Below are 23,414 nucleotides of genomic sequence, written 5' to 3'. Positions count from 1 at the left end.
GTGGGAGTAATTCGTTCGGAAGAGCACGGCCGTCGGCCGCTGCGTCAGCGTGCAAGAAATGCAGTAGAGCGCCCCCCTGTCCGGGGACACGGCGGCGAGTGGCTATGCAGACTCAGCCGCACTGTTTGAGGGCTCGGCGGCCACGACGACGCGACTGTGGCGAAGCACCCGGTCGCCCATCGTGTATCCCTTCTGGACCTCCTCCAGGACCGTGCCCGGCTCCACCTGGTCGGACGGCTGCCGCATCATCGCCTCGTGCAGCTGCTCGTCAAATGGCTTCCCCTCCGCCTCAATCGGCTCCACGCCAAGGGACTGAAGCTGGTCCTGGAACTTGCGGTACACCATCTCGACCCCGCCCTTGAGCGTCTCGTAGGCCGACTCCGGGTCTTCGGAGACGTCGAGGTCCTGCGCCGCGTCGAGGGAACGTTCAAAATCGTCCAGCACGTCGAGCATCGACTCCAGGACGGTCTCCTTTCCAGCCACATGGCGGCGCTTTTTCTCCCGTTTCATGCGGCGACGCACGTTCTCGAGCTCTGCCGCCTTGCGGAGCAGACGTTCGTTCAGGTCCTCCCGCTCCCCCTCCAAGGTCTTGACCTCTTCACGGAGGGCCTTCACCTCGTCCGTGAGGGCCTCCGTGTCCTCCGGCAGGTCGAGAGCCTCTTCGGCATCGGCGTCGGAGGAGTCATCGGCGTTTGGCGGCGGGTCGTTGGGCATGGAACGACCGTCGTTCGAATCTGCGCTCACAGTCAACAAGGGGGGGTTCGTGGGACAATGCACGGGACAAACAACACGAACGGTCGCCGGCGGATGCCGACGACCACTGGCGACGTTCGGGGCGCGGCCCCGAGAACCTGGGGGCCAACAGCTAAGAAGGAACAGACGAATCTTCCGCCTCGTCGTCGGCAGGTCGGTTTACGACGGCGGCCATGTTCTCAACGAGGGCCACGGCACGGCCGTAGTCCATGCGCTTTGGCCCAATGACGCCGAGCGACCCGACCGTGTCGCCGAGTTGATACGGGGACAGCACAATGGAGTAGTCGTCCATCTCGTCTTCGTCGGTCTCGCTGCCGATGCGGACAACGGCCTGTCCCACGGCATCGGGATTGGCCTCGAACAGATTTTCAAGCACCTGCACGACGCGATCCTCGTCTTCGATGGTCTCGATGAGGCGGCGCATGTCGTCCGGCTCCTGGAATTCAGGCTGGGACAGAATGTTCTGCGTGCCGTCAAACTGCAGCCGACCTTCATCTGGCTCGCTGAAAAGAAGCGGGGCCTCGTCGAGCACAAGTTCGATGAGGCCTGTATCGTCGGGCAGGTCGCCGAGGCGCTCGTCGTGCGTATCACGAATCTCGTGCAGGGTCAGGCCGGCGAGCCGCTCGTTGAGGGTGGACACGATGCGGTCGACCTTGGACCGCTGCAGGCCTGGCTCAAATTTGAGAACAACCGTCTTCACAAGTCCCCCTCGCACACTCAGCACGAACATGAGACGCGAGCTGGACAGCGGAACGATGTCAAGCCGCCCCAACACCGCTGTCGAGAGGCGTGGCGTGAGGGCAATGCCCAGCAGGTTGGTGAGCTTGCTCAGCAGACGGGTGCTTTCGCTCAGCAGTTCGTCGGTATCGCTGACGAGGCGAGCAAACTTCACCTTGAGCACCTCCCGCTCTACCTCCGAGAGCTCCGGCGTGTCCATGAGTTCGTCCACGAACGTGCGGTACCCCAGCCGGGTGGGCACCCGCCCCGCGGAGGTGTACGGGTGGTCAAGGTAGCCCATGTCCTCCAGGTCCGACATGGTGTTGCGGACGGAGGCCGGGCTCAAGTCCACGTTCGTGTCTTTGGCCAGCGACCGCGACCCCACGGGCCCCGCCGTGTCGACGAATTGCTCGATGACAAGGCGGAGGATGTTGCGCTCACGCTCGCTGAGGGAGGGCCGATCGTCGTTTTCTTCAACAGGGCTCACAGGGGGGAAGGAATTTCTCAAACGGGCGTCCAGGCCGCTGTGTGAATCGATCTGCCTCCCGACCCGGCTCGCCGGTGGGGAGCCTCCAGCGGGGCCCGCCCGTCGAAACCGGCGGGCCTGAAGGGGGGACAAAACCCCGGGCAGCAAGACAGAATCTATCATTTCGTGTACATGACGACCGGGGGCGAGTTTCCCTGACGCGCGGGTCACAGGCCTCACGCTGCCCTTCGAAACGGCGGACCCCGCCGCCGAATACACGTGTATCGGTTGTGCATTCGCGCCGTCCAGCCGTCACGGTCCTCCCCTTCACTTCGATTCCCTCCATGCGTTTCTTATCAACCCTCGCCGCCAGCGTGATTGGGACCCTGATTGCGTTGGGGCTCATTGTCTTCTTCTTTGTCTTCTTCTTTTTCGCCATCTCCCTGTCGGCCGACCAGACGCCGTCCGTGCAGCCCGGCTCGGTCCTCACGGTGCCCCTGTCCGGCGACATTCCAGAGCGCGTGACCGATGATCCCTTTCAGAAGGCCTTCGGAGGGGGGCCGAAGTACGACCTGCGGGCCCTCCAGACTTCGCTCCGGAAGGCGAGTAGCGATTCTCGCATCGAGGCCGTCTGGCTGCGGACGAAAGGGGTGAGCGCCGACTGGGCCACGCTCGAAGAGGTGCGGCAGGCCGTCGTGCAGGCGCGGGAGAGCGGGGTTCCCATCCTCGCCTCCAGTGACGAGTTCGGCATGTCGGAGAAGGACTACTTTGTGGCCAGCGCGGCGGACAGCGTCTTCACGGCCCCGCAGTCGTCGTTCGAGTACAACGGATTTGGCACGACCGTTACCTTCTTCGACGGCGCCCTCCAGCGCCTCGACGTGGAGCCGCAGCTTATCCGGGCCGGGGAATACAAAAGCGCCGGGGAGCCGTTCGTGCGCTCAGACCTGTCGGAGCCGAACCGCGAACAGCTCACGGCCCTCCTGGAAACGGTGAACGACCAATTCATGACGGCCCTTTCGGAGGCGCGCGATATCTCGCCGGAGGCCCTCAACCGCCTCGCGCAGGACGAGGCCCTCCTCACCTCTTCCGCGGCCCTGGACGCGAACCTCGTCGATGGGCTTCGCTACGAAGACGAGGTGCGGGACCGCCTCCGCAGCATTGTCGACGGGTCTGTGGGCAGCGACCTCGCGACCGTGTCCGTGGACGGGTACCAGCGGGTGCCGGCCGAAGAGGCCGGACAGTCGTACACCGGCTCCGGACAGGTCGACATCGTGTACGCGGAGGGCAGTATCGTCACCGGGGACCCGAGCCAGTCTCCCATCGGGGGCGCACAGACGCTGGGCTCGACGACCCTGACGGAGGCCCTCAAGACGGCACGCACCAGCTCTCAGACCCAGGCCGTCGTGCTCCGGGTAAACTCGCCGGGCGGCAGCGCGGCGGCGTCGGAGGCGATGTGGCGGGCCGTGAAGCGGACGGCCAACGAGAAGCCGGTCATCGTATCGATGGGCGACGTGGCCGCCTCGGGCGGCTACTACATCGCGGCCGGGGCGGACTCGATCATGGCGGCCCCCACGACCACGACCGGCTCGATCGGGGTGTTTGGCCTTTTGGTGAACGCCGAGGGCTTCTTCGAAGACCAGCTCGGCGTCACGTTTGACGGGGTGCGCACCAGCCCCTACGCAGATCTCTTCTCCTCGACCAAGCCCCTGAGCCCGGACGAGCGCCGGCTCATCGGCGGCTCCATCGACCAGACCTACGACACGTTCCTCCAGCGCGTGGCCGACGCCCGCGGCATGAGCGTGGAGGCGGTCGACGAGGTTGCCCAGGGCCGCGTGTGGTCGGGGCGAGACGCCCAAGAAGTCGGGCTCGTGGATACGACCGGCACGCTCGCCGACGCCGTGGCCGCGGCGGGCGACGCGGCGGACCTCGGGGAGGGTCCCTACCGAACGCGCGCCCTGCCCCAGCCAAAGACCCTCGTGGAACGATTCAGCGAACAGTTTGCGGCGCAGACCCGGCAGATGTGGCGGTCCGCCACGACCAATGCCCTTGAGCGCAAGTTCTGGCGCCAGAAGCAGATGCTCGACCGCGTGGTGGGCACGCACGGATCGGTCCAGGCCCGGCTTCCCTTCGAGCCGGCGATTGAGTAGCCCCCGGGGCGGCACACGCCTGCCCCCCCCGACGACAACCGTCGTGCTAAGAGGCGGTGGTTTGTCGGGAGGACACGAGGACCTTCCCGTCCATGGTGTCGGGCACGTCCTCGCCGAGCAACGCGAGAATGGTGGGCGCTACGTCGCCGAGCTTGCCGTCCTGCACCGGCCCCTCGAAGCCGTCTTTGAGAATAATGTGGGGCACGAGGGCCGTGGTGTGCGCCGTGTGGGGCGACCCATCCGGGTTCTTCAGCTTGTCGGCGTTGCCATGGTCTGCGATGATGCTGACGGAGTAGCCATTTTCGCGGGCGGCCTCCACCACCTGTCGGGCGCTCCGGTCCACCGCCTCACAGGCCGCCACCGCCGCGTCGAAATCGCCGGTGTGACCCACCATGTCAGGGTTGGCGAAATTGAGGACGGCGAGGTCGTACTCCTCGTCCCCAAGGGCGCGTGCGACCCGGTCGGCCAGCTCCGGCGCGCTCATCTCGGGCTGCAGGTCGTAGGTGTCTACCTTCGGCGACGGCACAAGGATGCGGTCCTCGCCCTCGAACGGCGCCTCGCGCCCCCCACTGAAGAAGTAGGTGACATGGGCGTACTTCTCGGTCTCGGCGGCCCGCAGCTGGTGCCCGCCCCGCTCACTGATGACCTCGCCGAGCGTGCCCTCCAGGTTGAGCTTCTCGAACGCCACCGGCAGGTCGAACGCGTCGTCGTAAGGCGACATCGTCACGAATTTCAGGTCGTTGAGCCGCTCCCGCTCGAAGCCATCGAAGTCGGCTTCGGTAAAGGCGCGCGTGAGCTGCCGGGCGCGGTCCGAGCGAAAGTTGTAGTAGATCACGGCGTCGCCGTCCTCAACGCGGGTGCCGTGGTCGCCAAACGCATCCTCGTCGTCCACGCGGATGCGCCGGGGCTCTACAAACTCGTCGGTCACCTCGTCGTCGTAGCTCGCCTCCAGGGCCGCCCCCGGGTCGTCAAAATCCTCGCCCCGTCCCTCCGTGAGGAGCCGGTAGGCCCGCTCGGTGCGCTCCCACCGCTCGTCCCGGTCCATCGCGTAGTAGCGCCCCACGATGGACACAAGGCGCCCCACCCCGATCTCGTCGGCCTCCTTCTGGAACTGCTCCACGTAGTCGACGCCGCCGTGGGGATCCGTGTCGCGCCCGTCGGTGAAGGCGTGCACGTTCACCTGCGCCGGATCCAGCCCTTCGCGCCGGGCCAGCTCCAGCAGGCCGTACAGGTGCTCGAGGTGGCTGTGCACCCCCCCGTCCGAGAAGCAGCCCATCAGGTGGAGCTTCTGGTCGTTGGCCTTCGCGTGCCGGGCGGCCCGGACCAGCGGTTCGTTCTCAAAGAAGGAGCCGTCCTCGATGGCGTTCGAGATGCGCAGGATCTCCTGGTAGACGACCCGGCCCGCCCCGAGGTTGGTGTGGCCCACTTCCGAGTTGCCCATCTGCCCCTCGGGCAGGCCCACCTCCCGCCCCGACGCCTTCAGGACGCCGTGGGGATGGTCGTCGTAGAGGTGATCGACGAAGGGCGTGTTCGCCTGTTCGACGGCACTGACGGAAGGGTCCTCGGCCAGGCCCCAGCCGTCGAGGATGAGGAGGAGGTGACGATTCGAGTGGTCCATCGGAGTGGGAGTGGCTGGTCGGGTCTCGTGAAGAAATGTCGAGGGAAGAGATGGAGGTTCGTTGGCGTTCGGGCTCGGAATTCAAGGAGGGCCGCCCCCTCGAAGGCCGTCACCCATTTACCCGATAGTCCTTGACCTGCTTGGTGGGCTCGCCGGTCGAGGTGCGGACGACCTGCATGGAGCCGCAGCGGGGACACGCCACCTGTTCGAGGTTGTGGCGGTCGACGTGCGTCTCGGGCTCGTCGAAGTAGTGGTCGCTGGTGGTGCAGTAGTAGGTTCCCGCCGACGGATCCAGCCCGTCAATGGGACCCGGCAGGCGCTGGAGACGACCGTAGTGCTTGCAGGCCTCGCGAATCGGACAATCGTGGCAGTCCGGCGAACGGGCCGTGCAGGTGTACCGGCCGTGCAGGATGAGCAGGTGATGCGCCTCGCCCCAGTCTTCTTTCGGAATGATGCGCTTGAGCTGCTGCTCCACCTTCTTCGGCGTAGTCGCGTCCTCCTTCACGAGCCCGATGCGGTTGGCCACGCGGAAGACGTGGGTGTCCACGGGGAGCGCGTCGGCGTCGTGGGCCACCTGCGCCACCACGCGGGCCGTCTTGCGCCCCACCCCCGTAAGGGTCTCCAGGTCGTCGATCGCCTCGGGCACCTGGCCGTCAAACTGATCGACGATCTGCCGGGCCATCTTGGCCAAGTAGCCCGACTTGTTATTGGGAAACGTGATGGACTGGATGTAGGGATAGATGTCGTCGGGCGTGGCGTCGGCAAGGGCCTCCACCGTCGGGTACGTGTCGAAGAGATCGGGGGTCGCCTTGTTGACCCGCTCGTCGGTGCACTGGGCCGACAGGATGACCGCGACGAGAAGCTGGTACGGGGTGTCGTACTGGAGCTCAGTCGTCGGGCGGTCGATGCGCTCACGGAGATTCTCGAGAACAGACTCGGCACGGTCGGATCGTCCCACGGAGGCAGGCACGCTGGTTCAAAAATGACATCTGCGCGTTGAACCCGCGGGGAGGACGAACGTTCGAGGCGAGACCAATTTGCTCTGTGCTTCACGTCGTGCTCTATGGCCCCTTCCCTCTCTGTCCGGCTCTCCTTGTGCGTGCTCGGGGCCACGCTGCTACTCGGAAGCGCCCCCCCATCGCTCTCGGCCCACCCCCCCCGGCTCTCGGCCGAATCGGAGGTGTCGATGGTGACCATCCTGCCCGGCACCCCGGTGTACTCGATGTTCGGGCACAGCGCCCTCCGCGTCCACGACCCGGCCCAGAACATCGACCGGCTCTACAACTACGGCACCTTCGACTTCAGTGACCCCCTCTTTATCCCTAAATTCGCGTACGGACATCTCCGCTACTTTCTGAGCGTGGTGCCCTTTCCCCGAGCCCTGCGGGCCTACGAGCAGCAGCAGCGGCCGGTCCTCGAGCAAACGCTCAATCTAACCCGTGCGCAGCGAACAGCGCTCTTTCGAGTGTTGCAGGTGAACGCCCGCCCGGAGAACCGCTACTACCAGTACGTCTTCTTTTTCGACAACTGCTCGACCCGCGTGCGGGATGCGCTGGAGCAGGCCCTGGGCGACGCGGTGCAGTTTGGGGATCGTCCGCGGCCGGACGCGACCTTCCGACAACTGCTCGACCCCTACGCGGCCAACCTGCCACTCGTCGACCTGAGCTTCGACCTCGCGCTGGGCACGCCGGCCGATCGTCGTGCAACGCCGCGGGAGGCCCACTTCCTGCCCGACTACCTGTTCGAGGCGTTCGCCCACGCCACCGTACAGTCGGGCGACACGACCCGCGCCCTGGTGGCCCACACGGACACGACGCGATGGATTGAGGGCTACGAGGCGACACCGTCGGCCTTCGACTGGCCCCTCGCGGCAGGATGGATGATTCTATTCCTCACGCTCGGCTGGACCGGCTGGCAGGCCACAACGGGGCGCCAGCCCGGCACGTACGGCGATGCCCTGCTGCTCGCCGCGGTGGGCGTCACGGGCGTGCTCGCGTGCTTCCTCTGGTTCGTGTCCACCTACGCGGTGACCACGTACAACTGGAACCTGCTCTGGGCGTGGCCCACCCACCTCCTTGCGGCCCCCCTGCTGCTGTGGCGCCCCTCGGCGGCAGGGCTCCGGATGTATTTGGCCGTGACGGCCGTGACGGCGGCGGTCGTGGCCCTCGGCTGGACATGGTGGCCACAGGACCTGCACGCGGCGGTCTTTCCCGTCGTGCTTACGGTGGGCATCCGGGGCGGATGGCGGGCGCTCGGGGCCGACTCGGAACGGCCCCGAATTCGGTAAACGAGCACGTGAGCGCAATGCGCACCGTTCGCCCTGCGCACCATTCGCCCTCAAGCCCCCTCGCCACGCACCATGACCGCATCTCTGGCCAACAGCCCTCCCCAACGGACATCCCCAACAACGGACGGCCCGAGGCGGACTCAGTTCTGTCGCGCCTGCACAAGTTCATAGCTCCGCGGCGGGGCGGGCGTGCCGTCTACGGCGTAGACGCGCAGTGAGCCGTCGTCGTCGGACATGATGACAACCGCCGATTCGTTCGGGTTGTACGACTGGAAGCGCGTGTCGAGCCACTCCGCGGGGAGCCGTTCCTCGTGGTGCTTCAGCCACCCGCCGCTCGCAGGGCTGTAGAGCAACTTGTGGGTGCCGATGCTCTCGTGGATGGGGCTTGAGGCGGGGTCCCGCTGCGTGACCACGACAGTGCCGATGCCGTGGCGCTTAAATCCCAGGTACGACGCCGCGGCCACGTCCATCCAGTGGTCCGTTAGGAAATCGTGGTGCGTGTCCTCCTTCGGGTCGTTGGTTGGCTGCTCGTCCGGTGCCTTCACCGTTACGAGATGCCCGTTCTCGTCGATGAGCGTGGTGCGTCGCATCGGGAGGAGGCGTCGGTGTAGAAGAGTTGGACCTTTCGGTTCGAAGATGTGGCTGCCGGCGCAGGTTTCTCCACAGCCTTCCGAAATCGTGAAACTCGTCGTAGATCCCTCGAGCCCCTCTCGGTTCCCCATCCCACGACAAAAAGCCCCTGTCCGGAGCACCGGACAGGGGCCTGACGACCTGCTCTATTTCTCATGGCCAGGGGAGGCCGGTCCCTGGGCCGTTCGGACCGAGGGCCTACTGGATCTCAATCTGGCGCGGCTTCACCGCCTCCGTCTTCGGCACGCGGATCGTCAGCACGCCGTTGTCGTAGGTCGCGTCGATGTTGTCGGCGTCCACGGTCTGGGGCAGGGTGAAGGCCCGGCGGAAGTGCCCGAAGGAGCGCTCGACGCGCACAAACTCTTCGTTCTCGTCGGTGCGACTGCTCTCACGCTCGCCGCTGACGACCAGCTCGTTGTCCTTGTAGCTGATCGTCAGGTCGTCTGTGCTCATGCCGGGCATGTCGAGGTGGAGGCGGTACGCGTCCTCCGTCTCGATGAGGTCCATGCGCGGGCGCCACACGGACTGCGGGGACGAACTGTCGTCGTTCTCGTCCCGGGAGGGGAAGAACCGGTCGAACACGCGGTCGATCTCATTCTGGAGACCGTTCAGGTTTCGGTTTCGGGTGCGGGTCAAGCGAGTCATGGTCAGGATAGGGATTCGATTGTGGGTTCTGTGAGGAAACGCGGACTCAATCCTGTGGACCAAGCCCTCGCGTCAGACTTCATTCTCTCACAGATGCAACTCGTGTACCACCCCAATTATCCTCCACACGACTCTGCCACTTCGGCGGGCAGCCCAGACGAGGTGGCACCCCAGGCGAAGGGGCCCGCAATTGTGACAACGGGCGGGCCTACGGTTCTGCCACGGCGGCACCCCCTGCCCCTCCCCCTGCCAATTCGTCTCTGTCTCGGCACGTCTCTGCTTCGGGCGGGCGTTCGAGGTTACGCGCAGGACGCCGGAAGCACCTGGCCCTCTGCCGTCCCGAACCCGACCCGGTAATCCTCTTCCTGCGCGTAGGCCCGCATGATCACCCGATCGCCATCCTCGAGAAACGAACGTGTCTCGTCTCCCGGCAGCGACACCGGCTCCTCCCCGCGCCACGACAGCTCCAGCATGCTGCCGTAGCTGTCCTCCGTGGGCCCACTGATGGTGCCCGACGCCAGAAGATCCCCCGGGCGGGCATTGCAGCCGTTGACGGTGTGGTGGGCAAGCTGCTGCCGCATCGACCAGTACAAGTGTTTGGTGTTGCTGCGGCACACGGTGTGGGGGGCCGCCATCGACGGCGTTTCGAGATCGACCTCCAGGGTCACGTCGTAGGCCGCGTCGCCGTCGGCCTGCAGGTAGTCGAGCGGCTCGGGGTCCTGCGCCGGGCCGGCCACCCGAAACGGCTCCAGGGCGGCCATGGGCACGACCCACGGCGAGATAGTGGTGGCAAAGCTTTTGCCCAAGAAGGGGCCGAGCGGCTCGTACTCCCACCCCTGGATGTCGCGCGCGCTCCAGTCGTTGACCAGCACCATGCCGAAGATCTGGTCGTCCGCCTCATCGATCGAGAGGGGCCTGCCGAGCTCGTTGCCCTCCCCCACGAAAAAGCCCGTTTCGAGCTCGAAGTCGAGCAGCTGGGTCGGGCCGTAGACCGGCGGCGCGTCCGCGTCGGGCCGGGTCTGGCCACAGGGCCGCTGCACGTCGCGGCCGCTCAGAATAACCGAGCTGGCCCGCCCGTGGTACCCCACCGGCAGGTGCACCCAGTTGTCCTTCAGTGCATTCTCGGCGCCCCGAAACATCGTCCCCACATTGGTCGCGTGCTGCTTCGAGGAGTAAAAGTCTGTATAGTCCCCGATGTCGACCGGCAGCCGAAGCGACACATCGGCCCGCGGGTGGAGGACCCGGGTTCGGAGGGACGTGTCGTCGCGCAGCTCCGACGTGTCGGCCCGGAGAAGTGTTTGCACCCGGTCTCGAACGGCCGACCACGCCGCGGGCCCGAGGGCCATGAAGTCGTTCAGCGTGGGCTGCGCAAAGGGGCGCGCGTTCTGCAGTTCGGGGACATCGAAGATGCCTTCGTTGTTGAGCGTGGCCAGGTCGAGCACCTGGTCCCCAATGGCGACGCCGACCCGGGGCACGGTCGTCTCGGGCGGCGAAAACACGCCGTACGGAAGATTCTGGATGGGAAACGGATGGTCGGCCGCCACCTCCAGGAAGGACGTGAGGGCCGAATCGGGAGGAGAATCGGTCATGCGGACGTGAGGGGTTGGGGGTCGGACAGAAGAGATTCGGGAGGGGGCGACCTCCCGCGGACGGAAACAGATGGATCAGAGCAATTCCAAGTCGCGCAGGTGGTCAACGGGCTCTTCGAAGCTACAGCTCCCAAAAGAGAGCGCCAAGGTGTCTCGGGCGTGCCGAATATCGTCGAGGGAGACGGTCAGGTCCCGCCAGGCAAACGCGTCTTTGAGGAACCGGAAGTTGTCCGCGTTTTCCTCAAAGAGAATAGTTTGCACCTCAGGCTGATTAAGGCTGTGCTCGAGGGCCAGCACCGAGGCAGCAAAGACGTTGAGAAACCCGTGCATGTCGGTGTCCAGCCCGTCGTCGTAGTGGCGCACCGGGTGGTGGAGTCCCGCAGTGGCCTTGAATGGGACCCCGGCGTCGCGGCAGGCCACGATGAGGGCCGCCACATCTGATGCGTCGGGCACGTCGGTCGGCTCCGCCCCTCCGCAGCGCACCTTGAGTCCCGCAACGGTCCGGGCCGGCACGGCCTGCTGACTGTTGTGCTCGGCCGCCGCGGCACAGAGGGCCGGGAGGCCTGCCACGGCCTCCCGCCGGAGGGGCACCTCGAAGAAAAGGTCGAGCTTGGCCGTGCCGGTGGTCACGAGGGTGCGGGTGATGGCCTCCAGAAAGTCGGTCCCTTCCGCCTGCGTGCCGCCCACCAACGTGTCGGGCAGGGGCACCTCCATGACGTCGACCTGCGCCCGCTCCTCGTGGGCCTCGTCGAAAGCCTCGATGGCCTCCAGGTCTCGTTCAAACGCCTTCAAGAAGGTGTCGACCGTGCCGCCCCCTGTCCCAAGGACTGACAGGTCGTACGGCGCGCCCTCCTTCAGCAGAGAGCGGTGCGTCCCCAGATCGGACAGGCGGCGCACCGGAAGCACGAACCGCGACAGCATCCATGCTTCCTGCTCGTGCCGGTACTCGGCGTAGTTTTGAAGCGCCCGACGAAGCGACAGGTCCGCCGGCGGAAACAGGCCGGCGTAGTCAAGCACCTCACTCACCAGGGCCTGGAGGCTCGGCGTGATCAGAGAGTTGGATGGGTCAGGGGTTTCCATAGGAACCAAACAGGCTGGCAAGAAGGACCAAGAAGAGCAGCATCGATGGCCCCCCGTCGTCACGCCCGCGTGCCTCCAACAGCCGCTCGGCGAAGAGCAGTCGCCACAAATGCACCTTCAAGAAAGGAAAGCGGACAAGCAGTTACAACGATCTATCGCCCGTCGATGAATTGGAAGTTCATGGGTCCGGTGCCGAAACGTATTGAATGGGCCCCGCATTTCTGCTATCATAGAAAAGCATATGGATTCCGCCACTTGGCACTTCATCCGCTCGGCACGGGGCTATTGGAACGCCGCGCCCGGCAGTCGGAATTCGAATGTTGCACCCTCACCTGAGTCCCACTGATTACGACTTGCCACCATGACGACCCGACAGTCAGCGCTCTTTGCACTTGTTTTGGGGAGCCTCGGGCTCGTGGCTCTTTCGGGATGCTCGGCCGGAAATCCCAACATGAGCGCCGCCGAGGACGCCATGGAGCAGGAGAGCTACGAGCGGGCCCTCGCCAACGTCGACTCGGCAATTGCCCAGGACTCGGCCAACGCCGAGGCCTATACGATGAAGGCCCGCATCCTGCGCCAGATGGCCGACAGCACGATGTCCCCGGACGAGTACAAGCAACGCTACCAGCAGGCCCGGGCGGCGGAGGAGAAGGCCGTCGAGTTCGATCCGAGCCGACGGAGTGACGTTGAAAACCAGCGGGAGCTCGCGTTCATCCAGGAGTACCAGCGGGGTGCCGATGCCTTCAACCAGGCCCAGCGGTCGAGCCAGAAGTCAGAATACATGCGCGCAGCGGCGTATTTCGGCGCCGCGAGTGCGATCCAGCCGGACTCGACGGGCCCGATTTTGAATGAGGCATTTGCTCGCCTTCAGGCTGCCCGTCTCGAGGGGGGCGACCAGGGCATGCAGGAGATGTCCAGCGTAATCCCCATTCTGGAGCGCTACCTCGATAGGGCAGAGGAGCCATCGAAGAACGCGTACACCATCCTGGCCCAGCTGCACCGGCAGGACGACCGGCCCGAAAAGGCCCTCGAGGTGACCGAGCGGGCCCTCGACGATCTGTCGAGCCGCCCCACTCACTTTCGGGTGCAGGGCACCCGCGGGGTGAGCTACACCGCAACCATCGAGTCTGGAGGCTCGTCCCGGCAGGTCGAAGGCACCACCCCGGACCGCATCCCGCTGTCGACCAGCGACGGCACGGTCTCCGGCACCTTCCGGAAGCAGGACGGCGGGAAGAAACAGACGAAGGGCCGCCTGCAGGTCTCCCTCTTCACGCAGGGCACCGAAGTGGCAAACGACCAGACCACGGCCCTGGAAGAGATCACAGTTTCGGAAGACCTCTCCAGCGCCACGCCCCTCGCGGAGCTTCAGAACCAGCGCCTGAATGCCCTCAATAGCACCGGCAACACAGAAGAGGCCATGCAGGCCTACCGGCAGCAGATTGAGAACGACCCGGAGAATGCACGCTACCGGTACAACTACGGCTCCCTCCTGCTGAACACCGACCGGTACGACGAGGCCGCCGAGCAGCTTTCGGAGGCCGTTGACCTTGACCCCGACGACCCGAAGAAGCAGTACAACCTCGGCGCGGCGTACCTGAACAAAGGCGTGGTACTGCAAGACAGCCTCGTGTCGGCCCGCGACTCCGTGATGGCCGAAAACCGGGAGCCCACCGAAGAGGAGGCGCAGATGATCAAGAACCTGGACGATCAGCGCCGTCAGCTCTTCCAAAATGCCATTCCGCCCTTGGAGCGAGCCCGGCAACTAAGCGGCCCAAACGGGGAGTACCGGCAGAACGCCTGCTCGGCCCTCCTTCAAGCATACGTGCAGACCGAACAGACAGAAAAGGCCGAAGAGGTCAAGCAGTGCGCCAGCGGGGGTACAGGAGATAGCACAGGCGGTGCAAGCAGCGGGAACTAACCGCCCTCTCTGCACAAACTCCTCCCGGTTCAGCGCCTGCCCCGGGTCTCCTACAGGAGGCTCGGGGCATGGTATTTTGCGGGACCTCTCCGAATTCACGTGCGGGATGCCGCTTCAGCCCCGCGCCGTGCGTCTTTTTCTTTCCCCAATGCATGCGCCCCCGATGCCTGACGCTTCCTCACACGACGATGTCTCTCCCAAAGTCGACGGATTTGGGACCCGGGCCGTGCACGCCGGGCAGCAGCCCGACCCGTCCACCGGCGCGGTCATGACGCCCATCTACCAGACCTCCACGTACGCCCAGGCCGCCCCTGGCGAGCACAAGGGGCACGAGTACTCGCGGGTGTCGAACCCGACCCGCACGGCCTTGGAGGGCAACCTGGCGTCGCTGGAGGGGGCCGAGCACGGCATCGCGTTCAGCTCCGGCGTGGCCGGCATCGACGCCATCGTCAAGAGCCTCCGCCCCGGCGACCACGTCGTGGCGACGGACGACCTGTACGGCGGCACCTATCGGCTCCTGGAAGAGGTCTTTGCCCCCCTCAACATCCACACCTCGTTCGTGGACATGAGCGACCCGGACGCGGTGGCGGACGCGTTCACCGACGCTACGCAACTGCTCTGGGTCGAGACGCCCACGAACCCGCTCATGCGCATGGTCGACATCGAGGCGCTCGCCGAGCGGGCCCACGCCCACGACATCACGGTGGCCGTGGACAATACCTTTGCAACCCCCTATCTGCAGCAGCCCCTCGCCCACGGCGCCGACCTCGTGCTCCACTCCGCCACGAAGTACCTGGGCGGCCACTCCGACCTCATCCTCGGGGCCGTCTGCACGAACTCGGACGAATGGGCGGAGAAGCTGCGCTTTCAGATCAAGAGCACCGGCGCCGCCCCCGGGCCCATGGACTGCTTCCTCACGCTGCGCGGCACCAAGACGCTTCACCTGCGCATGGAGCAGCACTGCTCCAGCGCCCGGCGCCTGGCCCAGATGCTCGACGCCCACGACACGGTGGGCCGCGTGCGGTACCCTGGCCTTCCCTCCCACCCCGGGCACGCCCTGGCGCAGAAGCAAATGTCGGACTACGGCGGCATGATCTCGTTCGAGCTGGCCGACGACGAGATGGAGAAGGCGCTCGCCATTCTGGACGCCGTCGAGGTCTTTACCCTCGCCGAGAGCCTCGGGGGCGTGGAAAGCCTCATCGAACACCCCGCCTCCATGACCCACGCGTCCATCCCCGCCGAGGAGCGCAAAAAGATTGGCCTCACCGACTCGCTGATCCGCCTGAGTGTGGGCGTGGAGTCATTCGACGACCTGCACGACGACCTTGATCGTGCACTGTCTCGGGTTTGACCTCTCCCCCCGGCTACCACCCCATCGTGCCGGGCCCGCCCTTGAAGGGACCCACGACATCGTCGGTGATCCACCCGCCGTAGAAGTCGCCCTCCTGAGCACGGGCCTCCTCATCGCCAACGTAGCACTCGTCGACCTTGCTGGCGTAGAACGTGATGTAGTCCTGCAGCTCGGCAAATCGGTCCGTCGGGTTGGGGTAGCCCCAGGCTGCACTCCGCGACGAGCGGTCCCCCACCGTGACGGTGTAGTACACGGCACGCCCCTTGAACTCGCACCTCGTGGTCTGCTGCTGACGCTCCAGGTGCTCGGTGGCGATGTCGTCGGGGGGGAGGTAGTACACCGGGGGGTGGCTCGTCTCGAGCACCCGCAGCGCGTCGGTCGTGTCCGCGATGACCGCCTCGTTGAAGACCACCCGGATGCGCCGCTCCTCGGATTCGAGGGCCGGCGGGCGCGGGTAGTCCCAGACGGATTCTTGATTGGGGCCGGGCGTGGTGGGGGTCGGCATGGCACAGGGGGGATGATGGAGAAGGTCGCGATGGGAACGCTGGGGCCGTGGGAGGCAATCGTCCGGAAAGTGGGTCTGTTCACCGTGCCCCGGTTCGTGAGGATGGGCCCCAACGCACGAATAAGAGCGGGCGCAAGAGCAGGCGTTCAGTCCGCAGCCTCCGAGGCCCGAAGTCGACGGGTCATCTCTGCCCGATCGACCGTGCCCTTGGCCCGTTGCACCCAGTTCTCGGGGGCAACCCGGACGCAGTCGACGAGCCGTTCGGCCAAGGAGCCAAGCACCTCTCTGATTGCCCTCTCGGAGGGGCCCTTCGCACCACACGGATCGATGCAGAGGGCGACCGAAATGCCATCTCCTGCCGGCGTAAAGAGCAAGGCATCGTGGAGGCTCGGAAACTGGCTTTTGAGCCGTCCTTCCCACGCCCCCGCCCGGACGAGGCGCCCATTGGACAGCTTAAAAGCGGTGTCTTTCCGGCCTTCGAAGAAGAGGCCGTCTCCGTCTCGACGGACGAGGTCACCGGTAGGCACCGTTCGGGTCGGATCCTGCCGGTTGAGCCCTTCGTGTCGCCGCCAGGTTCCGATGCAGGCGTTGGGGCCCTCGAACAGCAGCTCGCCGTCGTCCGCCACCGTTGCCTCACAACCCAGGGGCCGCCCCAGGTAATGAGCCGCCCACTGGCCCGGCGGGCCGAGCGTAATGCCGGGGGCCGCCTCTGTCTGCCCGTATCCGGCCCGGAGCCGCGTCTCCGCCAGGCGATCGGCGAGGGGCCCCGCAACCGGCGCCCCCCCGACAATTCCTCCATGCAGGCGGCGCAGCAACGCGGGGCCGCGCTCGGTTTCCAGCAGGCGCTGGATCGTGAGTGGGACCGCCGACAGGTGGGTGGCGCTCCAGGCCTCTCCCAGGGCGGTGAGAGACGCCGGATCGCGCCCGCCGTCCGGGTCCCGAATCATCTCAGCCCCGGCCAGGAGTGCGGGCAACAGGTCTAGCACCAGCCCGAAGGCGTGCGTCCAGGGGAGGACGGACAGGACGCGGGCCCGTCGGAGGGTCAGGTGCGGGAGATGGCTCGCCAGCACCGACAGCACGTTGCGGTCCGAGAGCGCGATCCACCGGGCCATCTGCGTGGTGCCCGAGGTGCGCACCAGAATGCGAACGTCGGGCGTGGGCGACGTCTTTGTCGGCCGGAGCGCATCTGGCGTGGAGGCCGGCCCCGCGTACGGATCCGCAGTCCAGCGGGAGGCGCCGGAGCTCGGTGCAACCGCGGCTCGTGCGTCCAGGGCTGAACAGAGCTGTTCGATGTTTTCGTCCGGCGACGCAAGCGCAATGGTGAGCCCCTCCCACAGCGCGGCGACAAGCACCTGCACGAAGGCCGTCGACGGCGGAAGGGCAACGACGAGCCGATCCCCCTTCCGGAGCGACGCCCCCCGAAACGACTCCGTCCACCGCCGGGCCCCCGTCCATAGCGATCCCGCCGGCGTGACGACGCCGTCCATGATCACGGCGGGCAGCCCCTCGTCTCGGAGATGCTCGTAGAAAAGCCCTCGCCAGGGATTGGGGTCGGGGGCCGCTCCCGGTGTGGAAGGCCGCGGACGTGCGTCCTGCAGGTCCGCAACGACGTCGGTGGGAGCCGCTGGTGAGGGCCGCGTCGCACCGCCCGATCGGGATGAGGGAGCCGCTGCTCGCATGGAAGGGCAAGCGCACTAGACCAGAAGGTACCGACGGACCCGCAAGATGCTGGACGCGCCCCTAACCCGAGGCATCATCGGCCTTTCCTTTCGGCGTGACCGGCAGATCGGAATGACTCCGCTCGGCGTACAGTTCTTCGAGTTGATCCGCCATGTTGTCGATCATGCGGAGCGCCTTCTCGGGATTTTCCACCCCCGCCTCCGCAAGAGCCTCGTGCTGGTCCGATAGCATCTCCACCTGCTTGCGCAAGCGCCGCACCTCGGGCACCACGGCGTCGGGGTCCTCGACCGAAAGTGCATCGACCAGTTCGCTCCACTGGGATTGGTACCAGGCAAGGTCGTGGTCGTCGTTCATCGGACCAGTCATTTTGGACACATAGCTGCATGGCTGCGACGAGCCCCTTCCCACGGGCCGTCCGACACGAACATCCTCAACCGGTGAGGACTGTGTCTCTTCTCTGATGGAGTTGAATTTTACGCTCCAAGGAGCGGTTCCTTCGTGCAGGACAACGATCCCGAAAAGATCTGTGCCCTACCCTGCGCCGAGGGTCTCGGCTCGCTCTTGGAGTTTGCTCCGGAAACGGTCCGCGAGGGCCTGGGCATCTTCCTGGGTTGGGGCTTCCGTGTAGACTCGCAGGATGGGTTCGGTGTTGGACGGGCGCATGTGCACCCAGGAGTCGTCAAAATTAATCTTGAGCCCATCGAGGGTGGATTGATCCTCCCCGTCATGCTCTTCGGCCAGCGCGGCGAGAAGCCGGTCGGGGGCCACGTCGGGCAGCGGCAGGTTTTCTTTTGCCATGGCGTAGCGGGGCAGGTCGTCGTGAAGCGCTCCCAAGGACTGCCCCGAGTCGGCTAGGTGCTGGAGGATGAGGGCCGTCCCGACGAGGGCATCCCGGCCATGGTGCAGGTCCGGCAGAATGACGCCGCCGTTGCCCTCTCCCCCCAGCACGGCATCAACCGCCTTCATGCGCTGCACCACGTGAATCTCACCGACGGCGGAGCGGTGGACCGTCTGCCCGTGCCGGGCCGCCACGTCGTCGATGGCGCGAGACGAGGAGAGATTGGTGACGAACGGCCCCTCGCGGTGCCGCCACAGGAAGTCCGCCGCCAGGACCTGCGTGAGCTCTTCCAGCACAAATCGGCCCTGCTCGTCGACGAGGGCGAGGCGATCGGCATCGGGGTCCACCGCCAGTCCGAGATCGGCTCCGTGCTTGGGCACAGCCCTCGTCAGCTCGGTGAGGTGATCGGGGCGCGGCTCGGCGGGATGGGCGAACGTGCCGGTGGGCTCGCAGTGGAGGCAGTGAACGTTTTCCTCCGCCACCCCCAGGCGGTGCAGGAGGCGCGGCAGGGCGATGCCTCCTACGGAGTTGATGCCGTCGACGACCACGCTCAGGTTCTGCGCGGCGATCCGTTCCGGGTCGATGAGGTCCAGGGCCAGGATCTCATCGATGTGGTCGGGCAGAGCGTTGCGCGAGCGATACCCACCGAGGTCGGTGTGGGGCACCGGGGTGGCCGCGCCGGCCTCCGCGCGGTCAATGATCGCCTCCCCCTGATCCGGCGTCAGAAACTCGCCCGTCTCGTTAAGCAGCTTGAGGGCGTTCCACGTCTCCGGGTTGTGGGAGGCGCTCATCACGATCCCCCCGGCGGCCCCTTCCTGCAGCACGGCCATCTCGACGGTGGGGGTGGCGGCCAGTCCGAGATCCACGACCTCACACCCCATCCCGCGCAGCGTCCCGATGACGACTTGGGCGTAGGCGTCCCCCGACGGGCGGGCGTCGCGTCCCACGACCACACGAGCCGGATGCCCGGTGGCCTCGGCCCGCTCGCGGCACCACGTTCCGAACGCGCCGGTGTAGCGCACCAGCACCGACGGATCAAGCCCCTGCCCTACGATGCCGCGAATGCCGGAAATGGACGCAATCAGGGTGTCGCTCGAAGCCATGGGCACGGGGCGGGGAAACTATGGACCAGAACAGAATGGACCGAAGGGAACGGACGCACGGGGACAGAGATGGGAAAAGGGCGAAAAGGCGTAGAGAAGACCCCGCCAATGGTTCCATTTGCGGTCTCTTTACGGAACCGAAATGCCCTCTCTCTGGTGGGACTGTTCGGCTCAAAAGTCTGAAAAAGACGGTTGCTTCATCTCAGTGTAAACGGCGACTCCACGGCCATGCCTCCTTCGCGCTCTCGCACTTCCGACTGGACCTGGCGCCGCCGGTTCTCGGCGTGCACAGTGATCCTGACCGTCTTCCTCATATCGTGGGGCGGGGTGGTCACCAGCATCGGCGCCGGCATGGCATTCCCAGACTGGCCCACGTCGCTCGGCTCCTACAACCTCATCAACCCTGTTGAGGAGTGGTGGCTGGTCCCGGCCTACCTCGCGGAGCACGGCCACCGCCTCATTGCGAGCCTGGTGGGCATGTTCACGGTGGTGCTGGCGGCCTGGACCTGGTGGGAAGACCCGCGGGCCTGGATGCGAAAGCTGGGGGGCGCGGCCGTTGCCCTGGTCGTCCTTCAGGGCATCCTCGGGGGGCTGCGCGTCCTTTGGGTCTCGCTAGACCTCGCCATGGTGCACGCCTGCGTCGCGCAGCTCTTCTTTGCCACCCTCGTGGCCATGACGCTGTTCGTCACCGACACGTGGCGCCGCCGGGACGACATACTGCCGCAGATCGATTCGGCCAACCATCTGCGAAGATGGTCGTACGCCGCCGTCGTCGTCATCTACCTACAGATTGTCCTCGGGGCTCTGCTGCGGCACCCCGGGGCGGGCATGTCGGGCGGCTACACGACGCTGCATGTGACCGGGGCCTTTGCGGTGGTCGGGGTCGTCCTCGGCGCCTTCGTAGTCGCGGAGAAACACTTTGACACGGTCCCCGCCGTGCGGCGGACGGCCTGGGGGCTGTTAGGCGCCATGGGGCTTCAGTTTGCCCTTGGGCTCGCGTCCCTGCTCCTCACCCTCTACGAACCGGCGGGGCAGGGCGGGGTGGTCGCGTACGTGGCGCTCACCGTGGCCCACTTGGTGGTTGGCGCCGTGCTGTTCGGGGCGTCGGTCGTGATGAGCCTGCTGGCTGCACGCCGCCCTCAGGATATGCCCGCTCCCAAACCGGGAGACGGTGCAGCCCGGGGTGTCCCCGAACGGTCACTCGCCGGGGCAGAGCCCTGAGTCTCGAAATGCCTGCCCTGCGTCGCCGCTCTCCCCGCCTGATCGTTCTCGTTCATGGAGTCCCCGCCCGATGGGTCGTCGGAACCGCCCGTGGCCATTACGGCCGCTCCCTCCACGTCCGAGGCGCAAACCTCCGCGCGCTCCCTTGGGGCCGTGCTCTGGGACTACCTCATACTGGCCAAGCCGGAAATCTCATCGGTGGTCACCCTGTCGGCCTTTGCGGGCTTCCTGATCGGCTCTCCAGCCGGCCTGGATGGCGGCCTGTTGTTCTGGGCCATGCTCGGAACGGCCCTTTGCGCCGGAGGGGTGGGCATGCTCAACCACGTGCTGGAACGCCAGTACGACGCGCAGATGAAGCGGACGGCGCAGCGTCCCCTTCCCGCAGGGCGCGTCAACCCCAATACGGCGCGGCGCGTGGGCATTCTTCTAATTTGTCTCGCCGTGGGTCTCTTGTGCCCGCTCGTCAACGTCCTCACTGCTGTCCTGGCGGCGCTGACGGCTGTGCTGTACCTGTTCGTCTACACGCCCCTGAAACGGACGACGAAGTGGAATACCCTGGTCGGGACCGTGCCGGGGGCGCTTCCGGCCCTGGGCGGCTATACGGCCGCAACCGGACACCTCGGAGCAGGCGGATGGGCCACCTTCGGCATCCTCGCGACGTGGCAGATGCCCCACTTTTTGTCCCTTGCCTGGATGTACCGAAAGGACTATGCGCGCGGAGACTACGCCATGCTGCCGGTCGTGGAGCCGAACGGCGACTCCACCGCGGCCCAGATGATTGGCTTTGCCGCGCTCCTCGTGCCCATGAGCGTCCTGCCCGTTCTCACCGAGACGGCCGGGTGGGTCTACGGGATCGGCGTGGTGCCGCTCGGCCTGTGGTTCCTGTGGACGACGATCGTCTTTCACGGAGAGCGGACCGGGCAGAAGGCCAGACGCGTCCTGAAAGCGTCGGTGCTCTACGTTCCGGTCCTCGTGGTCCTCCTGCTCGTGGACTGGTTTCTCTGATCCCCGACGGACGGCCCGCCGTCGCCCTTTAGCGCTTCCCTGTTCGATCGCCCACACGCAACGCATCCATGCCCGCCCCTGCCGTCGACATTCAGAAGGTGACTCATCGCTACGGGTCCCACCCGGCCCTGCGGGACGTCACCCTTCAGGTGGATGCGGGTGCGCTCTACGGCCTGCTCGGCCCCAATGGCAGCGGCAAGACGACACTCTTTCGAATCCTCTCTACGCTGATGCCCCCGTCGGAGGGGCACGCACAGGTCTTTGGGCTCGATACGGCCCAAGAGTCCGGCGCTGTGCGGCGACGGATCGGGACGGTCTTCCAGGAGGAGGCCCTCGACGAGGCGCTGACCGTCCGCGAGAACCTGCGGTTTCAGGGCGCCCTTTATGGCCTGCACGGCGCAGAGCGTCGCGAGCGCACCGAGGTGCTGCTGCGGCGCCTCGACGTGGCCGACCGGGCCACCGACCCGGTCGCCGACCTGTCGGGAGGGCTCCGACGCCGCGTGGACCTGGCCCGCGGGCTCCTGCACCGCCCGGACCTGCTGCTGCTCGACGAGCCAACCTCGGGCCTTGACCCCGCTGCCCGGCGCACGTTCTGGGCGGCCGTACAGCAACTGCGGGCGGAAGAAGGAACCACCCTGCTGCTGGCCACGCACCTCATGGACGAGGCGGAGCGCTGCGACCGTGTCGGCATTCTCTCAGACGGCGTCCTGGTGGCCGACGGCATGCCGGACACACTCAAGGCCGACCTGGGGGATGAAACCATCTGGCTGGAGGCCGAAGCCCCCACCTCGTTGCGGGATCGAATCGAGGCCCAGTTCGGCGTGCCCACCCGCATCGTGGGGGCGACCGTACAGGTGGCCCCGGCCGACCCCCCGACGTTCCTCTCGTCGCTCTACGAGGCTCTCGGCGACCACATTCGGAGCGCCACGATCCGGACGCCGACCCTAGAGGACGTGTTCATGGTCCACGCCGGGGTCTCTCCCACGGACTCTCGCGAGCGCGTCCTTACCCGTGGGGACATGTCGGACGAGTAAACGTCCTCCACCGTCTTCTGTCTTTTTCCCTCTCGCAGAATGAGCGCACTGCGCACCATTGGGGCCCTCACCGCCCGCGAAATGCTCAAGTTTGTCCGCGACCGGAGCCGCGTGCTGGGCGCCCTCGCCCAGCCGCTGGCCCTGTGGGTGCTTCTGGGGCTTGGGTTTCAGAACACCTTCCAGCCCCCGCAGGGCAGCATGGGGGGCAGCTACGTGGCGTTCCTGCTTCCGGGCATTCTCGCACTGGTGCTCCTCTTCACCGCCATCTTCTCCACCATCTCGATCGTTGAGGAGCGCACCTCGGGCTTTCTGCAGGCGGTCCTGGTTGCCCCCACACCGCGTACGGCGCTCGTCTTTGGCACCGCCTTGGGCGGCACCCTCCTGGCCACCGTGCAGGCCCTCCTGTTTCTGGGCGCCCTTCCGCTCGTCGACCTTGCCCCTGGGGTCGCCGGCGTCGGCATGATCGTGGCCGTGTGCTTCCTCACGGGCCTGGCCTTCACCGCCCTTGGGTTCGCCATCGCGTGGCGCATGGACACCACGCGTGGCTTCCACGCCATCATGAACCTGTTTCTGCTCCCGCTCTGGTTCCTGTCCGGCGCCATGTTTCCGATCGACGGGGCAGCGCCGGTGCTGCGCGTCGTGATGTGGGCGAACCCGGTCTCCTACGCCGTCAGCGGCCTGCGGCACGGGTTTCACGGATTTACGAACACGCCCGGCGCCCTGGCAGGGCCGGGCGTCTGCCTCGCCGTGACCGGCGCCTTCGCGGTGCTCATGACCGGGCTCGCGGTGTGGCAGGTGCGTCGGCCCTTCTTCCAGACGTGACTCGG

Annotated in this window: 20 protein-coding genes; 8 read left to right on the top strand and 12 right to left on the bottom strand. The window is 66.3% G+C overall.

What is annotated here, in order from left to right; genetic code table 11:
• Positions 1-102: 102 nt before the first annotated feature.
• Both V5A20_RS02780 and hrcA read right to left on the bottom strand, forming a co-directional pair.
• Positions 103-714 carry a nucleotide exchange factor GrpE gene (locus V5A20_RS02780; protein WP_332326665.1) on the bottom strand — a complete coding sequence of 204 codons (612 nt, stop codon included), beginning with the start codon at positions 712-714 and terminating at the stop codon, positions 103-105.
• Between the two features lie 151 nt (positions 715-865).
• The gene (gene hrcA / locus V5A20_RS02775; RefSeq protein ID WP_332326664.1) at positions 866-1,957 is read right to left on the bottom strand and encodes a heat-inducible transcriptional repressor HrcA; all 1,092 of its coding nucleotides are present in this window, start codon (positions 1,955-1,957) and stop codon (positions 866-868) included.
• Between the two features lie 353 nt (positions 1,958-2,310).
• Here hrcA and sppA point away from each other — a divergent pair, with 353 nt between their 5' ends.
• The gene (sppA, locus tag V5A20_RS02770) at positions 2,311-4,083 is read left to right on the top strand and encodes a signal peptide peptidase SppA (protein WP_332326663.1); all 1,773 of its coding nucleotides are present in this window, start codon (positions 2,311-2,313) and stop codon (positions 4,081-4,083) included.
• A gap of 46 nt (positions 4,084-4,129) precedes the next feature.
• Here the strand turns inward: sppA and gpmI are convergent, their stop codons facing one another.
• Both gpmI and nth read right to left on the bottom strand, forming a co-directional pair.
• The gene (gene gpmI, locus V5A20_RS02765) at positions 4,130-5,701 is read right to left on the bottom strand and encodes a 2,3-bisphosphoglycerate-independent phosphoglycerate mutase (RefSeq protein ID WP_332326662.1); all 1,572 of its coding nucleotides are present in this window, start codon (positions 5,699-5,701) and stop codon (positions 4,130-4,132) included.
• A 109-nt stretch (positions 5,702-5,810) separates the two neighbouring features.
• Positions 5,811-6,659, bottom strand: coding sequence for an endonuclease III (nth, locus tag V5A20_RS02760; RefSeq protein WP_332326661.1), 849 nt, complete (start codon positions 6,657-6,659; stop codon positions 5,811-5,813).
• 105 nt (positions 6,660-6,764) lie between these two features.
• Between nth and V5A20_RS02755 the strand changes: the two genes are divergently transcribed.
• On the top strand, positions 6,765-7,988 hold the full coding sequence (locus V5A20_RS02755) for an Lnb N-terminal periplasmic domain-containing protein (RefSeq protein WP_332326660.1): 1,224 nt from the start codon (positions 6,765-6,767) through the stop codon (positions 7,986-7,988).
• A gap of 140 nt (positions 7,989-8,128) precedes the next feature.
• On the opposite strand, the gene V5A20_RS02750 is transcribed toward V5A20_RS02755, so the two are convergent.
• From V5A20_RS02750 to V5A20_RS02735, 4 genes are all read right to left on the bottom strand, one after another.
• Complete coding sequence (locus tag V5A20_RS02750) at positions 8,129-8,578, bottom strand: hypothetical protein (protein ID WP_332314587.1); 450 nt, start codon at positions 8,576-8,578, stop codon at positions 8,129-8,131.
• 238 nt (positions 8,579-8,816) lie between these two features.
• Positions 8,817-9,263, bottom strand: a complete 447-nt coding sequence (locus V5A20_RS02745; RefSeq protein ID WP_332314586.1) for an Hsp20/alpha crystallin family protein — start codon at positions 9,261-9,263, stop codon at positions 8,817-8,819.
• Positions 9,264-9,562: 299 nt separating this feature from the next.
• On the bottom strand, positions 9,563-10,852 hold the full coding sequence (gene fahA, locus V5A20_RS02740; RefSeq protein ID WP_332314585.1) for a fumarylacetoacetase: 1,290 nt from the start codon (positions 10,850-10,852) through the stop codon (positions 9,563-9,565).
• A gap of 75 nt (positions 10,853-10,927) precedes the next feature.
• Positions 10,928-11,932 (bottom strand): hypothetical protein, encoded by a 1,005-nt coding sequence (locus V5A20_RS02735; RefSeq protein WP_332314584.1) that lies wholly within the window; start codon positions 11,930-11,932, stop codon positions 10,928-10,930.
• A gap of 361 nt (positions 11,933-12,293) precedes the next feature.
• On the opposite strand from V5A20_RS02735, the gene V5A20_RS02730 reads away from it, so the two are divergent.
• Both V5A20_RS02730 and V5A20_RS02725 read left to right on the top strand, forming a co-directional pair.
• Complete coding sequence (locus V5A20_RS02730) at positions 12,294-13,850, top strand: tetratricopeptide repeat protein (RefSeq protein WP_332326659.1); 1,557 nt, start codon at positions 12,294-12,296, stop codon at positions 13,848-13,850.
• A 163-nt stretch (positions 13,851-14,013) separates the two neighbouring features.
• Positions 14,014-15,201 (top strand): cystathionine gamma-synthase, encoded by a 1,188-nt coding sequence (locus V5A20_RS02725; RefSeq protein ID WP_332326658.1) that lies wholly within the window; start codon positions 14,014-14,016, stop codon positions 15,199-15,201.
• A gap of 13 nt (positions 15,202-15,214) precedes the next feature.
• Here the strand turns inward: V5A20_RS02725 and V5A20_RS02720 are convergent, their stop codons facing one another.
• From V5A20_RS02720 to glmM, 4 genes are all read right to left on the bottom strand, one after another.
• A complete protein-coding gene (locus tag V5A20_RS02720) occupies positions 15,215-15,706 on the bottom strand; it encodes a DUF427 domain-containing protein (protein ID WP_332314581.1) in 492 nt (163 codons plus the stop codon).
• Between the two features lie 146 nt (positions 15,707-15,852).
• On the bottom strand, positions 15,853-17,193 hold the full coding sequence (locus V5A20_RS02715) for a class I adenylate-forming enzyme family protein (protein ID WP_332326667.1): 1,341 nt from the start codon (positions 17,191-17,193) through the stop codon (positions 15,853-15,855).
• A gap of 253 nt (positions 17,194-17,446) precedes the next feature.
• Positions 17,447-17,740, bottom strand: coding sequence for a hypothetical protein (locus V5A20_RS02710; RefSeq protein WP_332314579.1), 294 nt, complete (start codon positions 17,738-17,740; stop codon positions 17,447-17,449).
• A gap of 177 nt (positions 17,741-17,917) precedes the next feature.
• A complete protein-coding gene (glmM, locus tag V5A20_RS02705; RefSeq protein WP_332314578.1) occupies positions 17,918-19,327 on the bottom strand; it encodes a phosphoglucosamine mutase in 1,410 nt (469 codons plus the stop codon).
• 228 nt (positions 19,328-19,555) lie between these two features.
• Between glmM and V5A20_RS02700 the strand changes: the two genes are divergently transcribed.
• The 4 genes from V5A20_RS02700 to V5A20_RS02685 all read left to right on the top strand — a co-directional run bounded on the left by V5A20_RS02700 (position 19,556) and on the right by V5A20_RS02685 (position 23,409).
• Entirely contained in the window at positions 19,556-20,548 is a 993-nt protein-coding gene (locus tag V5A20_RS02700; RefSeq protein ID WP_332314577.1) for a COX15/CtaA family protein, read from the top strand.
• Between the two features lie 54 nt (positions 20,549-20,602).
• Positions 20,603-21,553 (top strand): heme o synthase, encoded by a 951-nt coding sequence (gene cyoE / locus V5A20_RS02695; RefSeq protein ID WP_332314576.1) that lies wholly within the window; start codon positions 20,603-20,605, stop codon positions 21,551-21,553.
• Positions 21,554-21,621: 68 nt separating this feature from the next.
• The gene (locus V5A20_RS02690; RefSeq protein ID WP_332314575.1) at positions 21,622-22,587 is read left to right on the top strand and encodes an ABC transporter ATP-binding protein; all 966 of its coding nucleotides are present in this window, start codon (positions 21,622-21,624) and stop codon (positions 22,585-22,587) included.
• Positions 22,588-22,626: 39 nt separating this feature from the next.
• On the top strand, positions 22,627-23,409 hold the full coding sequence (locus V5A20_RS02685; RefSeq protein WP_332314574.1) for an ABC transporter permease: 783 nt from the start codon (positions 22,627-22,629) through the stop codon (positions 23,407-23,409).
• Positions 23,410-23,414 lie beyond the last annotated feature (5 nt).

It is taken from the genome of Salinibacter sp. (genome assembly GCF_036626415.1).
Lineage (GTDB): Bacteria > Bacteroidota > Rhodothermia > Rhodothermales > Salinibacteraceae > Salinibacter.
This window is presented reverse-complemented; position numbering and strand designations above follow the sequence as displayed.